This window comes from Pseudomonas helleri (assembly GCF_045830615.1).
Lineage (GTDB): Bacteria > Pseudomonadota > Gammaproteobacteria > Pseudomonadales > Pseudomonadaceae > Aquipseudomonas > Aquipseudomonas helleri.
Window position 1 is genome coordinate 4,019,195 of sequence record NZ_CP174501.1, and the last position, 13,723, is coordinate 4,032,917.

15 protein-coding genes are annotated in these 13,723 nt (G+C 52.8%); 10 read left to right on the forward strand and 5 right to left on the reverse strand.

Going from position 1 to position 13,723, the window contains the following annotated elements; translation table 11 throughout:
• Positions 1 to 474: 474 nt before the first annotated feature.
• A complete protein-coding gene (locus ACJJU9_RS18115; RefSeq protein ID WP_407729176.1) occupies positions 475 to 930 on the reverse strand; it encodes a helix-turn-helix domain-containing protein in 456 nt (151 codons plus the stop codon).
• A 158-nt stretch (positions 931 to 1,088) separates the two neighbouring features.
• Between ACJJU9_RS18115 and ACJJU9_RS18120 the strand changes: the two genes are divergently transcribed.
• From ACJJU9_RS18120 to ACJJU9_RS18135, 4 genes are all read left to right on the forward strand, one after another.
• Positions 1,089 to 1,484, forward strand: coding sequence for a DUF6957 family protein (locus tag ACJJU9_RS18120; RefSeq protein ID WP_407729177.1), 396 nt, complete (start codon positions 1,089 to 1,091; stop codon positions 1,482 to 1,484).
• A 42-nt stretch (positions 1,485 to 1,526) separates the two neighbouring features.
• Positions 1,527 to 1,997 carry a hypothetical protein gene (locus tag ACJJU9_RS18125; protein WP_407729178.1) on the forward strand — a complete coding sequence of 157 codons (471 nt, stop codon included), beginning with the start codon at positions 1,527 to 1,529 and terminating at the stop codon, positions 1,995 to 1,997.
• Between the two features lie 2 nt (positions 1,998 to 1,999).
• Positions 2,000 to 2,389: a hypothetical protein gene (locus ACJJU9_RS18130; RefSeq protein ID WP_407729179.1), complete on the forward strand. Its 390-nt coding sequence runs from the start codon at positions 2,000 to 2,002 to the stop codon at positions 2,387 to 2,389.
• Between the two features lie 179 nt (positions 2,390 to 2,568).
• The gene (locus ACJJU9_RS18135) at positions 2,569 to 2,967 is read left to right on the forward strand and encodes a hypothetical protein (protein WP_407729180.1); all 399 of its coding nucleotides are present in this window, start codon (positions 2,569 to 2,571) and stop codon (positions 2,965 to 2,967) included.
• Positions 2,968 to 3,442: 475 nt separating this feature from the next.
• Here ACJJU9_RS18135 and ACJJU9_RS18140 read toward each other — a convergent pair whose 3' ends face one another.
• Positions 3,443 to 3,916, reverse strand: a complete 474-nt coding sequence (locus ACJJU9_RS18140) for a hypothetical protein (protein WP_407729181.1) — start codon at positions 3,914 to 3,916, stop codon at positions 3,443 to 3,445.
• Between the two features lie 464 nt (positions 3,917 to 4,380).
• Here ACJJU9_RS18140 and ACJJU9_RS18145 point away from each other — a divergent pair, with 464 nt between their 5' ends.
• Complete coding sequence (locus ACJJU9_RS18145; RefSeq protein WP_407729182.1) at positions 4,381 to 4,716, forward strand: hypothetical protein; 336 nt, start codon at positions 4,381 to 4,383, stop codon at positions 4,714 to 4,716.
• A 62-nt stretch (positions 4,717 to 4,778) separates the two neighbouring features.
• On the opposite strand, the gene ACJJU9_RS18150 is transcribed toward ACJJU9_RS18145, so the two are convergent.
• Entirely contained in the window at positions 4,779 to 5,891 is a 1,113-nt protein-coding gene (locus ACJJU9_RS18150) for a GAF domain-containing protein (protein ID WP_407731010.1), read from the reverse strand.
• Between the two features lie 736 nt (positions 5,892 to 6,627).
• On the opposite strand from ACJJU9_RS18150, the gene ACJJU9_RS18155 reads away from it, so the two are divergent.
• The 3 genes from ACJJU9_RS18155 (at position 6,628) to ACJJU9_RS18165 (ending at position 9,079) form a co-directional block, all read left to right on the forward strand.
• Positions 6,628 to 6,996: a hypothetical protein gene (locus ACJJU9_RS18155; protein WP_407729183.1), complete on the forward strand. Its 369-nt coding sequence runs from the start codon at positions 6,628 to 6,630 to the stop codon at positions 6,994 to 6,996.
• A gap of 58 nt (positions 6,997 to 7,054) precedes the next feature.
• The gene (locus tag ACJJU9_RS18160) at positions 7,055 to 8,227 is read left to right on the forward strand and encodes a DUF3800 domain-containing protein (protein ID WP_407729184.1); all 1,173 of its coding nucleotides are present in this window, start codon (positions 7,055 to 7,057) and stop codon (positions 8,225 to 8,227) included.
• 174 nt (positions 8,228 to 8,401) lie between these two features.
• The gene (locus ACJJU9_RS18165) at positions 8,402 to 9,079 is read left to right on the forward strand and encodes a hypothetical protein (protein ID WP_407729185.1); all 678 of its coding nucleotides are present in this window, start codon (positions 8,402 to 8,404) and stop codon (positions 9,077 to 9,079) included.
• Positions 9,080 to 9,320: 241 nt separating this feature from the next.
• Here ACJJU9_RS18165 and ACJJU9_RS18170 read toward each other — a convergent pair whose 3' ends face one another.
• The gene (locus ACJJU9_RS18170; protein WP_407729186.1) at positions 9,321 to 10,088 is read right to left on the reverse strand and encodes an SIR2 family NAD-dependent protein deacylase; all 768 of its coding nucleotides are present in this window, start codon (positions 10,086 to 10,088) and stop codon (positions 9,321 to 9,323) included.
• A 203-nt stretch (positions 10,089 to 10,291) separates the two neighbouring features.
• Complete coding sequence (locus ACJJU9_RS18175; protein ID WP_407731011.1) at positions 10,292 to 11,179, reverse strand: LysR substrate-binding domain-containing protein; 888 nt, start codon at positions 11,177 to 11,179, stop codon at positions 10,292 to 10,294.
• Positions 11,180 to 11,300: 121 nt separating this feature from the next.
• Between ACJJU9_RS18175 and ACJJU9_RS18180 the strand changes: the two genes are divergently transcribed.
• Both ACJJU9_RS18180 and ACJJU9_RS18185 read left to right on the forward strand, forming a co-directional pair.
• Positions 11,301 to 11,810: a sugar ABC transporter gene (locus ACJJU9_RS18180; protein WP_407729187.1), complete on the forward strand. Its 510-nt coding sequence runs from the start codon at positions 11,301 to 11,303 to the stop codon at positions 11,808 to 11,810.
• The gene (locus ACJJU9_RS18185; RefSeq protein ID WP_407729188.1) at positions 11,807 to 12,691 is read left to right on the forward strand and encodes an MBL fold metallo-hydrolase; all 885 of its coding nucleotides are present in this window, start codon (positions 11,807 to 11,809) and stop codon (positions 12,689 to 12,691) included. The genes ACJJU9_RS18180 and ACJJU9_RS18185 overlap by 4 nt, the downstream gene beginning before the upstream one ends.
• Positions 12,692 to 13,723: the final 1,032 nt, after the last annotated feature.

The following is a 13,723-nucleotide window of genomic DNA, read 5'->3' on the forward strand; positions in this document are numbered from 1 at the left end:
CAGTTGGTAGGGTATCAATGCGGCAGTCTAGATTTCCAGTCTCCTCCGGTCGGAGTAGGAGCTTCTGAAAGTTTTGAAAAGAATGTGCAGGGGGGGTAGCCGTAAAGCGTCACGCTGATTCGCGCGCCCTGTTTTGACAGGTGCGCCTGAAGCCAGTATCAGTTTTACGTAGGGCGGGATCGCAATCGCGGAGAGAAGATCTCTGCCGTACTACACCGCGAAACGCGGGGGTCTGAGGTTTCGCTAGCAGGTACTCACTGTTGTGAGACCACCTGTTCCTTTGGGCGATGTAGGTCACTCGATGGAACTCACCGCCTCGCGACACGTGGCTGGTAATGGGCGGTTACCACCTGCCTCGTGGCGAAATCATGAATTCACCACGAAATCAGCAGCGCTGATACCGAGCTGGGATCATGACAAATGTAATGGTCGGAATAGTGACCACATATGAGATATGCGATCAGTTCGCAGCAATCAATTTTGAGCATGCCACAGTCGTCGAACGGTGGTTCTGGGCATTCCTAGCTGCGCGCTGATTTCAGTTTGCGAAAGCCCTGCGCGTTTCAGCTCCTGTACCTGTCTCAGCTTTCCTTCCACCGCCGCTGTTTGAGGAGGGGTGAGCGTTTGAGGCTCATGTGGCAGAAACTCGTCCAATACACCGAGCTGGTGCAATTCGGCCAGGACTTCGTCTAGGGCGGCGCGTGCTGTTTTACCTTCATCCGCCGCAGCCACAAGCGTCAGAAACGACAAAGGCCGAAGGCCAAGAGCCTGAGCTAGATCTGCACTGAGATCGACGCTGGCTGAGACCGACGAGGCTTCCAGCCGACTGATGTGACCTTGATCAGCTTTATCCTGAAAATCAGCCTGCGATAAACCACGCCTCACTCTCAGCCACTGCAACGTCGCCGCGTAAGCCTTGCGCAATGACATCAGACCATTCCCTCCCAAAAAGAGGACGGTATGCCGGGTTTGATTGAGGCCAAACAAATGTATATAGTCATGGCGATGGCCTTTTAGCCATAATCGCTGGCTGATTAGCGCCCGGAGGATGCTCCATTTCTCTCCGCTGTTTTTAGGAGTTGCAATTTATGGGTAATTCTTCAGACCCTGGACTGCTTCGGGAGGGGGAGATTTCCTCTTTCGGAACACAACTACCCAGAGCCGAAATCGAGGCATTGGTTGAGGATCGCTTCGGTCGAAAGCCGTATTGCCTAGTCGAGGATTGGCTCATTTTTCACGTCGACGAATCTCCCGAGTCGCTCGCGAAGGTACGAGCAACAGGCCTGCAACCGATGTTCATGTACGCACATTGCGTGATCCAAGACCAACAAGGCCGATTTCCACCAGGAGGATGGGTGCGCTCGACTCTGTGCAAGTCTTTCGACGGTGTTTGCCTGTTTGAGACGCGGAACACCGTTTACGTGCTGGTAGGCGAAGGGCGCGAGATGAGGGCCTCGCTGAAGACAATATTTGGCTTATGTTAATCGCAGGTGCGCTAGGCGGGCCTGCATCACAAGAGATACATAATGTTCCGTATTTGCATGCAAGACCAAGCCGGGCCGGTAGGGATGTTTGGCGACGGCTTGGCTCACTTTCACGCGGTCTCACGATCTCTCGCGACGCATTGGTATCACGTCAGTCTCAAGCGCCGACTTGAAGGAAGATTTGTGGCCTTTGAGGAGATGGTCAGCGATGAGCCCCGCCTTGTGGAGCTTCTCATTGCTCAGGATGAGAGCTTGGTTGTCCAGGACGTCCAAGTCGTAACACCTGACTGGATGAACAAAGGTTCGGGCTGGAAGATGGAGCAATTGACGTCTTTGTCGATGGGACTCAACCAAGTAGAGGTGCCGATCTGCGTTCTTCATGTCGAGAGCGGTGATGTGTACGTCAATACTCACCAGCGTGATCTCGACGTTGGCTCACTGACTGGGTTGAAAGAGCTGTATCGGCGTAGTGCTGTGGTCAATGGTGCGCATTGCACCTCTGGGGCCGCGTAGTCATGGCAGAGATCAACACCGTTGCGGTCGACCTGCACGTAAAGCGTTACTCGGACTTTGACCTCCTTCGCATCGCAAAGGCTGTCAGCCACGATTACGAAGGGTTGATCACTGCTTACCTGGTCAATGTGCATATCCATGCGTGCAGTGCTGTTGGCGTTGTATTTGGCCATCTTCTCGCGATAGCAGATCCGCGATTCTCGGATGGTCGACTACTCCGGACTTCGGACATCCAGAGCGTCAAAAAGGAGGGAAGATTTTGGGTGATCACCACGGTCAATTCCTCGTACGTGATTGCGACCTTCAGGCGTGATGTGGGGCGGCGAAGCTTGCGTGAATTCCTGCGCATTGCGGGGGATCGGTACATCCCAACGCCTCGTCGAGTTCAATAGCCGTTGCGCTGCTTTTTTGAGCTTGTCCCGCTTCGGGGGCGACTGTCGTGAACCCATCCCGGATAACGCCGGGCTTTGGCCTAGGCTGGCGTCCATCTTAAGCCATCGCCTGTGCACACTGCTTCATCTTGACCGCCTGAATGATGCCTAGTCTTCATCCCTGACGAACCTTGGACACTATGAATCAGAACACTGAAGCTCTGCCCGAGATCGACATCAAAGAGTTCAGAGAACGCTTCCCCCAGATTTTCTCTGACCCTGCCGTCGACGAGATCTACTGCGACCCCGGCTGGAAGAATCTCCTGATTGCGGTATGCGAAGTTCTTCAGGACTACCTAAGGCGACACCCTGAGGTCACTCCAGTCACCGTCGCGCAGATCAAATCCAAGTTTGGGGAGCTGCGTTTTTTCTACGATGGTGGGGACGCTTTCTGCAGGGGAGCAGTAGACGTAGCGATCCAGCTATCTGCGAAGACCTGTTCGCATTGTGGTGCACCTGGCAAGCAAGTCGGCAGAGCATGGATCAGCACTCTGTGCTCGACCCATGATGGGAGTGATCAGTCGCACACTGGTCGCTGACAGGTTTGCCTCCGATCCCTTCCGCGCTTAGATGCGATTTGATAGGAGTCGGAGGACAGGCATTTATACTTGTGCGACATTTATGTCAAATTAGCGACAAAATAAAATGCTCGCCCTTGAATCCGTTTTTCAAAAACGGAGATGTATATTTTGAGTTCAAAAGAAAAGCAGCGGTGCCTGAGCCTCTTCATTTTTTCTTTGAGAATCTGGTTGTTCTTCTGATCGCTTTTTTTGGTGTGGGCTCTTCGATCTGAAGGATTTTTTAAGCAGATCTTCAAGCCCATAACATCGTTTCGGGTTGCCCTTCCGACCTCTGCATCCTACTCGCCATTTGGGGCCGCAGGCCCCGGCTCGTTTTTGCCCCCAAAAGCCAAGTATTTAACCCTACTTTTTTGTGTAGTTATTCGAGGTTTGGTGTGAATAGAGATCGAAAAATCCAGCGAATAAGCAAGAGGCATAATTCCGTCTAGCCCGCTCAGGTTCCATCTGGCGTTCCTCGGCACTCGGACGCGAACATACCGGCGATAATCCTGGCATCGAGCAAAGCGTGATGAGGCAGCTCTTTTCCTTCGTGGGTAGGAGCCAGCTTCGTCGCGTCGGTAGGAAAATTCCGAACATTTCTAGGCCAGCGTCCAGACTCATAGACCAAGTCGCAAAAAAGCTCCCAGTCGAATTGCGGGGCGTCTGTGACGATTTCGACCTCGTTTTTGAAAGACGTCAGAAACCCCAGTATTGCGCTCCTCGCCTCCAAGGTCGGCAGCGAGTAGTTACCACCCCATAACTGCGGAAGCACGATCTCCTTCACAAAGTCACTGCAGTCACCGGCCTGCCACGTGTCCTGCAATTCAACGTAGAATTCGCGCCCATCCTCAGCCACAAGTGCCAGCGATATCAGCTTCGCTGCAGATGAGAGCTGGGTGAACTCGCAATCGAGAAAAAGCCTATGCATTCAGAACCCAGTAATGACTAGAAGTCGCTTGGATATAGCGCAGGAGCGTCTGCTTTGGGATATGGCTCTCGACCATTTGGGCTCAGAAGGGCTGCTCCTGCTAGTCGTAGAAATGTGGAGCAGCGCCGTTCCTCCAGCAAAGCCAGTAGTTGAGCACCTGTCCACGAAACAGGTGAGCCAGGATGTCCTGAATATACTGAAAATTGCCCAAGAGCGAGTCGGAGCTTTTGTACCGGGCCGAGGCCCAGCTCTAGGTATCGTAACGCTGTACGCTCGTCATGCGAGTGATCTCGCGGACGGGCTCATTACGCGACTGCCGAAAGAGCTGCTATCGCGAGCATGGAGAGGCTCCTGTCTCGAAATCGACCTGGGCATTTGATGTCCATCTTTACTCAATAGGGCGTTGTGGCATAGCCACCCTACTAGAATTCATTAAGCAGATTTTCGCTCCATCGAGAGGTTTTATGAACGCGGATCTAACCGAAGAAGAAATGCGTCGTGCATTGTTCGGTACGGCTGAACCTGAGAGACAGGTGCCTGCTGCTCCAGTTCGAGACCCTGTGCCAGAGGTCGTGTTTAACAGGCCGGTAGCAGCTCCCTTAGCCAACAAGAAAGTGGCGAAAGCATTCACGCCAAGGCTTAGGGTCACGCTACGAGTCGGGAACGAGTTTGAGGGGAAAACGTACGAGCTGATTCACGAGGCTGATACGCTGAGCTCGTTGCTCGCTGAGCAGGAAGCAGTGAAAGCGGCCCGGAAAAAGTACAAATATTTAGAGGTGGTCTCGGCCAAATCCATGTGACGCACTTTCATGAGTCACGGTTTTAACCCGTCAGAGAGTCCGCCTCTAGAACCGAGTGACGTTCAAATTGTAAGAGGAAAGCAAATCGAGAACTCTGTCCCCACAGCTAGATTCCGCGCTTTCAAATCACCCCGGAGGTCGTTTACAAAAGACTGAATCAACCTGCTGCCAAGCCGACCTTTGCTGGACACAAACACGCCATTCGGCAGGCCTTTTCCATCATCGGCAACGGACAGCACTGCGGCGTCACGGTAGCGTCGCAAAGTCACCGCTATCGTGCCCTCATGGTCTTCGCCAGTGAACGCGTGCTTCATCGCATTCAGCACAAGTTCAACCATGAGTAGGCCAAGCGAGGTGCATTTCTCTGGAGGTAATAATATACCGTCATCTTTCGCAACCACCAGATTCACTTTTTCGGCAGAGACAAACGCCTGGGAGATGGCGCCGGCTAGGTCTGCTAAGAAACTCGAAGCATCGAGATCAACCTGCAGGTTTTGAGTGACGGCGAAGAGCTTCTGGTGAACCATAGACATTGAGCGAATTCGCTCCAAGGCCTCCGATGCGATGGCCTTGGCATCCGGATCACTGATAGAGCGGATTTTCACAGAGAGAACACCCTCCAGCACATGGAACGTATTCATCACTCGATGGCTCACTTCGCGCGTGGCCATTTCACTTCGGCACAGAGCCTCCAAAGTCATCTGTAATGTGTTGTCAGCGACTGATCGCTCGATCAGCATCCCGGCGGTGTTAGCTAGGAACTCGATTGCCTCAAGCTCGACGGGTGTAGGTATTTCCGGCGTCCGATGATAGATCGCGTACGTACCGATAACTTTGCCCTGGGCGTCAGTCAATGGCTTCGACCAGCATGCGGCGATGCCATGCTGATTTGCTAATTGGAGCAGTGGAGCCCATAGCTGATCGCTCGCCACATCACCCACAATCACCATTTCGCCGGTGTAGGCTGCCGTGCCACAGGAAGGTGAATGCGGCCCGATCTGAAATCCCTCAATCGCCGCAATGTAGCTGGCATCCAGTCCCGATGAAGCCCCGTAACGGAGGGTTTTACCGCCTTCGTCGACCAAAAACACTGCTGATCTACCGCCCAGGTGGTTGCTTCCGACCCCTGCTATGAAGGTTAGAAGGTCATCCAGATTAGAGCGTGACATTGCCATCTGAAGTACACGCCGCTGAGCGGTCAAGAGTTCAAGCCAAGGGGACGGCTGAGATTGGTTGTTCACTACTGGTTCGATAACGGCCTCCGGGCGCAACCTGCCAAGCACAACGCTTCCACGTATGGCGGCGGCGCTCGAATCGACCAGGTGACGCCATCAGGATTTAAGTAAAAAGGACTGGTGGAGAGATGCCGTCCTAAATCAGCACTTTTCCGCAGCAAATCATCCAAGCCATAAGATAGTTCACCGGATATAGATTATCACCTACCAGCTCGCGCTGTATGGATGAACAGGTTTAGGGCTCCTGCTCGTTACGCCGCGATGGCCGGTCTAATCCGTGTCAAAGGGGTAAATGCTGTGTCCCTCAAACGTAAGCGGAGCGCGCCGGCTCGCGACGGGCCAGAGGCTTGAGGATGGAAGCCCGTTAGGGCCGAAACCCGGCGCAGCAGGGGTTTCGTTCACGACAGCCGTGCCCCGACAGGGGTCAAGCACAAACATACTTAATCAGTGATGACCAAGCACAATGATGCGGGAGGTCACGCTAGAGAGCGACAACGGATTTGAGTGGAAGACCTAAGATTTGAGGCATAAGAGCGACACGTTGATTGTGCTTGCTGCAAAGTTAGGTGTAAGTGATATCCGTTAAGCCGATGCAGCGAAAATCAACTGATGAAGGTGTGATGGCTTTTAGCATCTACTCCAGCTAAATTCAGAGCTTCAACTATCAAGGACGACCATGAAAAATTTGATCGCAGTTATGGCCATTTGTCTGGCACTGGGCGGTTGCGCTACGTCGCACTTCACCGCAGGTAGAGACTTTCCCTCGGCCAGTGTGGCGAGCATCACTAAAGGCAAAACCACCACCTCTGAGTTGAAGTCGCTGCTTGGTGAGCCCTACGCCAAGAGCGCTGTCAGCGAAACTGACGAAAAGTGGATCTACACTTACACCAATGGCTCAGCACATGCCCAAAGCTACGTGGTCACCATGAAGGTGACGACCACGGGCACTCAGAAAACTCTCGACGTCCTGATCCGTAATGACGTAGTTATCAACTACACGTTCAGCGAAGGCCCTGCTCCGGGCACTACTACTGCGACGAACTGAGGTCGCCACCTTGCCATTGGGTGACCACCGCTCAGTAAGGTGTTGATGGAGCAAACTCATGGATAGAACGTATGCCTTCGTGGATGAGTCCGGGAATTCCGACCTTGATACTTCAAAGGGTGGAAGCTCGGGCTTCTTCGTCGTGTGCTCCATTCTAGTGGCAGAGAAAGACCTCGAAGCGGCTTACGCCCAAGCTGAAGCACTCCGCAAGCGTCATTTCCAAACAGGCGAGATCAAATCCAGCAATCTGAAGCCCAAGGATTCAGATCGCCGTGGCCGGATCCTCAACGAGCTAGCCGAGCTGCCATTCAAGCTCTATTTCACCGTCGTTGATAAGTCCCGAATCCACAAAGATGGCGGCCTCCGTATCAAGACCTCGTTCATAAAATATGTGAACGGGTTGCTCTATGAACGCTTGTTCCGCGCATACCCTGACCTCCAGATGATCGTAGACGAGCATGGTGGTCAGGAATTTCAGGACAGCCTAAAAAGCTACGTTGCAGCACGGTTCGTCGACGACTTATTTGGCGATAAGGATGCCTTCCAGACGATGGCCAGCAAGGACAACGTTTTGGTTCAGGTTGCAGATTTCTTTGCTGGCTCAGTGGCGCAGATTTACGAGAAGAAAGCCTCGGAAGAAGCAGTTCTTGCCTACAAAAAAATGCTGCGCAGTCTGACTCTGGGAATGCTGGAGTGGCCATCGAAATACCAGCCTCTCCTGCCGCCGCCGGCTGATGAATTTGGGTACGCAGACTACCAGGTACACCAAGAAGCCCTCCGCCAGGCTGACCTTTTTAGCGAACGGGTTGGTGAGCACCCTGATGAGGATGAGCGCCTACAGCTAAGCATTTTGCGGTTCTTGAGATTCCAGAGCGAATTTGTCACCAAAGACTACGTGCCAACCGCAGAAATAGTCGCCCACCTAAAAGATAGCGGCTTCGGAGATATCAATGACCAGAGGATCCGCTCCAGCGGCATCGCCAAACTTCGCGATTCAGACGTGATCATCACAAGCGCGGCCAAAGGCTACAAAATTCCTCAGACACGGGCTGACATCAATGAGTTTCTGGAAAGGGCGTCAGGCATAGTCGTCCCTCTGCTAGAGCGTGTCAAAAAGGCACGAGAGGTTTATCGGCTGAGCAGTCGGGGGGAATACGACATCGTCACGGCAGGCAACCTGACTGAGCTAGCCAAGCTGCTCGGTGCGCTCGAGGCTTTTGCAGATGACTGACTGTGCACTCATGCCGACGCTTAGTCGGCTGAGCTGCAAGATATTCTCGATTTCGAGAGCCGCTGAAACCAAACACGGCTCTAACTGGTACAGAGTATTCCCTAATGAAAATATTGATGTACCCTAATTAAATTTTCAAACCACACCGTTAATTATGAGTCAAATGGATATAACATGCCAATCACTGATCTTAAAGGAAAAGACGGCTTTGAAGTCGATGACTATTTTTCAAAGAAATCGCTGGAGGGTCTAGAGGTTTCAGAACTAGCGTATCTCCACTTGAACATGATAACTGCAAAAAAGCGCCTATCAAATACAGCAGTATCTTCCAGTCTGTACGATTTGATGGAGACGGCCAATGCATCCTTCAATAATTCGAGAACCAGGATATACACACCACTTCTTTCATGTTTTTCAATATTGGATCAAATTGGTGGAGCATATAGCAGCCATTTAAGCACTTCTGACTTCCAAGCAGGAGTTAAATTTGCTCTAGCCACTTTTGGGAATTTCACTAAAGAAGAAATAGAAAAGATATATTCGCTTAGAAATGGTCTGTATCACGACGGAAGCCTTGTAAACATTAGCAAGCATGGGAGCGCCAAGGTTGTTTTCCGTTTGTCAGCCGAGTCATCAGATAAAACCATCACTCCTTCAGAGATTGAGTGGGACGGAATTTATCACGACGACCTGACCAAATACGTCACAAAAATAAATACAAAAATGTTCAGAGATGACGTTTATGAAATTATCAAAAGGTGCACGACTGAACTTCTCGACGGAGCACTAATTATGAAAATAAGTGACCCTAGAGAGTTTTTCTATAAGTTCTTATTTACCGCCCCTCTCTGACACTGCCTACACCAGAGCTCTGGTGAGTTACTCGGATCCACACTAGGCTGCGGAGATATAAGCCTTTAATTGCCGAGAATTAAGGGGCGTCGTCCAAGGGCATGTTGCTTTCACCTTTGGCCGACGGGTTGGATGGACGCCCGCAAGGGCCAAAATCCGCCTCCTCTGGGGTTTGGTTCACGACAGCCGTACCTAGCCAGGCGGCAAGCCCGAAAACTGAAGTAATGTGAACCACCATCGACTACGAGACAGGATGGTCGCCAAAAGCTTCATGTAGCAGGTTCTGCATCATCATCGAAGCAGGGCCTTCAAGAAAGTGCTCTTGGCTGCTGACATCGAAGCGCACAGGGTTGACGTGTACGACAGTTGCCCCCAGTCCCAACGCTCGTAGTGGGAGCTCCGCAGCTGGGTAAACAATCCCTGACGTACCAATCGACAGAAATACATCACACCTTTCTGCAGCAGCGAGCCCTAAGCTCCAAGCGCCTTCCGGCATCATCTCACCAAACCAAACGACTCCAGGTCGAACATGCCCATCACATGCAGTGCATCGTGGCGGCTCAATTCGACCCCCACCTTCAGGCTGAGCTTCGGACGTGAGGGGCAACATATAATGCAGCCCACAATCGATGCACCTAGGCGAGTGCAGGCTGCCATGCAGATGGATCACATCCTGGCTGCCCGCCCGCTCATGCAGGTCATCAACATTTTGTGTCACCACGGTCAGCTTGGGCACATGCCTGGCCAGTTCGGCGATAGCGAGATGGGCTCCATTTGGATGGGCCTGTAGAACCTTATGCCGGCGCCATTCATACCATCCCCAACACAGTGATGGATCAGCTCGGAATGCGTCGCTAGTAGCGAGCTGTGCAGGATCAAACCGCTCCCAGAGTCCTGTCAAAGCGTCCCTGAATGTCGGGATACCACTCTCTGCTGAAGCACCCGCCCCGGTGAAGACTACGACGTGCTGAGCGTTACGCAATTGCTCAGCTAGGGAGCGGGTGATCATAAGCATTCCTTTGGGCCGTATCTCATCTGGGTGCCGTCATTATGGTCTGGGGCTAAGCTTGCCTGTCTCGCGCCATCATAAAGTCAGCGAAGGCATTCGCTGGGTTGTGCCCACCTTCATCACCAGCCCTTCCAAGTGCTTCTGGAGTGACGTCTGTCGTCGGCCAAACACAGCCGCTCACGAAATCATGCAGAAAGCCTACCCTACTTCACCTGCGTTTCCTTCAACAACCAGTGCGCAAATGCCTGGATTGGTCTTTGGCTAAGCTCAAGATTTTGGGGCAACACAAGGCAAAAGGTCTTGGCTACATTCTCCTTCTGGGGCCATGGCGCCACCAACTTGCCTTGCGACAGCTCTGTTTCCACGTATATGCGCGGTACGAGTGCCACACCGAGGCCAGCTAGTGCTGCCTCAATCAACATCGCATGCAAGTCGTAGCGTGCGCCCATCGCTGGGTTACTCAGGACAATTCCTGTTTCCTCGGCATAGCGCTGCCACGCATCCGGGTTCTGTCGTCGGTGTAATCGCGGCAATGAGTTTAGCGCCGTTCCCTGCTTTCCCTGCTTCAGTAGGGCAGGATGACAAACCGGAATTAACACTTCGCTCAACAGGCGGTGGGTGTGCATGCCTGTCCAGGCCGGATGCTCAAAATGGATGGCTGCATCAAAACCACTTCCGGCGAGTACGAATGGTTCAATGCGTTCCGAGAGGTGTACACAGATATTTGGGTGTTGCTGGTGAAAGCTCGGCAAACGAGGGATTAGCCAGCGCAAAGCAAAGGTAGGGCTGACGGCGATATCAAGGCTTGCGCTGTTTACAGGCTGGCCTTTCAAATACTGGGTATCTCTATCCAAGCGGTCGAGTAGTTCGCGCACTTGGGATGAATAGCGTTCACCGTTAGGCAGAAGCCGCACGCGGTTGCCCACGCGCTCAAAGAGGGTGACACCCAGAAAGGCTTCAAGGCGGCCTATCTGTCGACTGATTGCGCCCTCGGTCAAGGCCAGCTCATCAGCAGCACGGGCGAAGCTGCCATGGCGGGCAGCTGATTCAAAGGCCACCAATGCAGTGTTACTGGGCAGTGCTCGACGCATGGTTTTTTCTCTTATCAATACAACAGCTTGATTTTTAGTCACTGAAGGGTGTCAAAATGTCGTTTTCTTGGTCGCTACCGTGCCACTAGCATGACGGAACATCAACTCATGTGGTGGCTTTATGATTTACACAGTCGAATGCAACTACACTGATCCTTCCAGCGAAGCCGAGTGGAATGATTTTTACAGCTTTGAAAAACTGCCCGCTCTGATATCGGTAGTGGGATTCAGCTCTTCACAGCGCTTCAAGGCCTTGAGCGGAAATTGCCCGGCCTACTTGGCCTTGCATTCAGTCGAAGCGCCTGTCGTATTGCAGAGTGACGAGTACCGCCAAAAGGGAGGTGGCAATTTTTCCCGCTGGCAGTCGCACATTACTGACTGGAGACGTAATCTCTACGGCGGGCAAGACCGAGCATTTGCCTTAGGGTCGGACGAGTTCCTGCTGGTAAGTGAGCAAGGCCCTGATGTACTCATCGAGTTAGGCCTTACGCCTGTAGCGCTGCACGCCGTTGCGTTGGATAAGACTCCTAAGCAGCGCTGGTTGGCCAAACTAGATTGTGTTCAAGCGGGGGCTAGAGATCTGCAGGGGCTGTATGTATATCGTGCAATGGCAGAGCAGTTACAGTCATGAGTAATGCGAACATACCTTGCCCGCGACTCCCCAGTCAGCACGTAGGCGAATTTTCGATTACCGCTATCAGCGACGGCTATCTGGACGCCAGTCTGGATTTTCTGGCTAACATCACACCTCCGGAGGCAGCCCACATTCAGTCAGCCGCCGGAATTAGCAATCCTGCGTCGATCCACATCAATTGCTATCTGATACGTGGTCGTGGCCGAACAATTCTAATAGACGCAGGTGCTGGGGGCTTAAATCAATGGGGCGGCGAATTGGAGGCAAATCTTGCACTGGCGGGCGTGCAACCCGCTGACATAGACACAATTCTGCTTACTCATGCTCATCCCGATCATATCGGCGGCTTGTTGACCGCCTCCGGAGAAATGGCCTTCGCCAATGCTGAGTTGGTTGTGCACCAGCGGGAGTTGGCATTCTGGAAGGACGATGGACACCTTGGTCAGGCCAGCGAACGCGCACGTGGAAACTTTCTTTTTGCACGAAGGATGTTTGAGCGATACCGGAATAATCTGCGCCCATTCACGTCGAATGACGTTCTGCCTGGCATCAGTGCGATGCCACTACCTGGGCATACCGTCGGGCATTGCGGCTACCGACTAGATTCCGTGGCAGGAAATCTGCTGATATGGGGCGATATTGTTCATTTTCCTCAGATTCAGATTGCGCGCCCTGACGTTACGATTGCATTCGACCACGACCCGATGCTATCAGCGGCCACGCGGACGAAGCTGCTGGACGTTGCGTGCTCCGACAACTTGATGGTCGCTGGGATGCATCTGGGGGCGCTCGGTTTTGCCCGTATCAAGCGTGTCGGGAACGACTACTCCATTGCGTATGAACCTTTGGCCGCTGGGAAACAGGAGTTATCCTGCTAGTAGGTGTGCCCGTCGCACCGGATGGGCGATGCAAATAAGTACCGATAATCGAAGGTACGCAAGGGGGGCACAAGGGACTCGCCCATCCGTGCTTCGCGTTAAGCGTAATCACGATAGCAACGCAAATTGGCAGTCGTTGTTTTCGTAACAACGCTTCGATCTGCTTTTGCGAATGGCAAAGTGTCCAGGCGCATGGCCACTTTTTCGACCCACAACGCTTAGTGAAACTGCTCATGATTTCGTACTCGCGAAGCATCGAGCGCAAGCGGAGCGCGCCGGCCCTCTGGGCCAAAGGCCTGATGATGGAAGCCCGCAGGGTCAAAACCTGGCGAAGCCAGGGTTTGGTTTACGACAGCCGCACCCCGATAGGGGGCTGGCCCAAAGCAGGGATATTCAGATCGCCGTCAACCTATCAGAGCAGGGAAACCGCCAATGGCCTCGCGAATGGAGCTCTGTACCATTTCCGACTATGGCCCTAGTGAACAGTGCTACTGGTTGTCCGTAATCCGACTGCGTATGCCAATGACGTGTTTGCTGAGTGGTGCCCCATCCTCTCGCTCATTTTGCGTATCAAATCAGCATACACGAGCGGAAGTTCTTGATGTGTATTTTGCTTAAGGAGTGCATCGTGGAAATTTCCTGTCTACGGTGGGCATAGCACCACAGCGTAGTCGGAAAGCGGCCATGCGCCCCCCCCCTCCTTCACTATGGTTCTGGCCAGCATCTATAACCTTTTGTCGGAAACGACCACCGACGCCTCGCCCTAAAAACCACTACGAGAGCCCGGACGATTTCCGTATACTTTAAGACAAGAAAGCGCTGAAAAAGCGCTAAATGTATACGATTCACAGCTACAAAAACGACAAAATCGCTCTGTAGAGCCCGACTGGCGTCGACTTCAAGAAAGTATACGAATCCTGGCTGGCTACTATGCCAGTAAGCTGAGTGGCCAGGCGGCTTGACCGCCTGACTAAAAACCCCCGTTAAGCCCTGGATACAGTTGGGTTTAGCGGGGGTTTTGTTTTTTGGGGT

Bases quoted from the DNA above. Each gene is read 5' to 3' on its own strand.
- ACJJU9_RS18120 (WP_407729177.1), top strand. From the start codon at position 1,089: ATGGGTAATTCTTCAGACCCTGGACTGCTTCGGGAGGGGGAGATTTCC.
- ACJJU9_RS18175 (WP_407731011.1), bottom strand. From the start codon at position 11,179: ATGCGTCGAGCACTGCCCAGTAACACTGCATTGGTGGCCTTTGAATCA.
- ACJJU9_RS18135 (WP_407729180.1), top strand. From the start codon at position 2,569: ATGAATCAGAACACTGAAGCTCTGCCCGAGATCGACATCAAAGAGTTC.
- ACJJU9_RS18155 (WP_407729183.1), top strand. From the start codon at position 6,628: ATGAAAAATTTGATCGCAGTTATGGCCATTTGTCTGGCACTGGGCGGT.
- ACJJU9_RS18185 (WP_407729188.1), top strand. From the start codon at position 11,807: ATGAGTAATGCGAACATACCTTGCCCGCGACTCCCCAGTCAGCACGTA.
- ACJJU9_RS18180 (WP_407729187.1), top strand. From the start codon at position 11,301: ATGATTTACACAGTCGAATGCAACTACACTGATCCTTCCAGCGAAGCC.
- ACJJU9_RS18150 (WP_407731010.1), bottom strand. From the start codon at position 5,891: ATGGCAATGTCACGCTCTAATCTGGATGACCTTCTAACCTTCATAGCA.
- ACJJU9_RS18160 (WP_407729184.1), top strand. From the start codon at position 7,055: ATGGATAGAACGTATGCCTTCGTGGATGAGTCCGGGAATTCCGACCTT.
- ACJJU9_RS18170 (WP_407729186.1), bottom strand. From the start codon at position 10,088: ATGATCACCCGCTCCCTAGCTGAGCAATTGCGTAACGCTCAGCACGTC.
- ACJJU9_RS18130 (WP_407729179.1), top strand. From the start codon at position 2,000: ATGGCAGAGATCAACACCGTTGCGGTCGACCTGCACGTAAAGCGTTAC.
- ACJJU9_RS18165 (WP_407729185.1), top strand. From the start codon at position 8,402: ATGCCAATCACTGATCTTAAAGGAAAAGACGGCTTTGAAGTCGATGAC.
- ACJJU9_RS18145 (WP_407729182.1), top strand. From the start codon at position 4,381: ATGAACGCGGATCTAACCGAAGAAGAAATGCGTCGTGCATTGTTCGGT.
- ACJJU9_RS18125 (WP_407729178.1), top strand. From the start codon at position 1,527: ATGTTCCGTATTTGCATGCAAGACCAAGCCGGGCCGGTAGGGATGTTT.
- ACJJU9_RS18115 (WP_407729176.1), bottom strand. From the start codon at position 930: ATGTCATTGCGCAAGGCTTACGCGGCGACGTTGCAGTGGCTGAGAGTG.
- ACJJU9_RS18140 (WP_407729181.1), bottom strand. From the start codon at position 3,916: ATGCATAGGCTTTTTCTCGATTGCGAGTTCACCCAGCTCTCATCTGCA.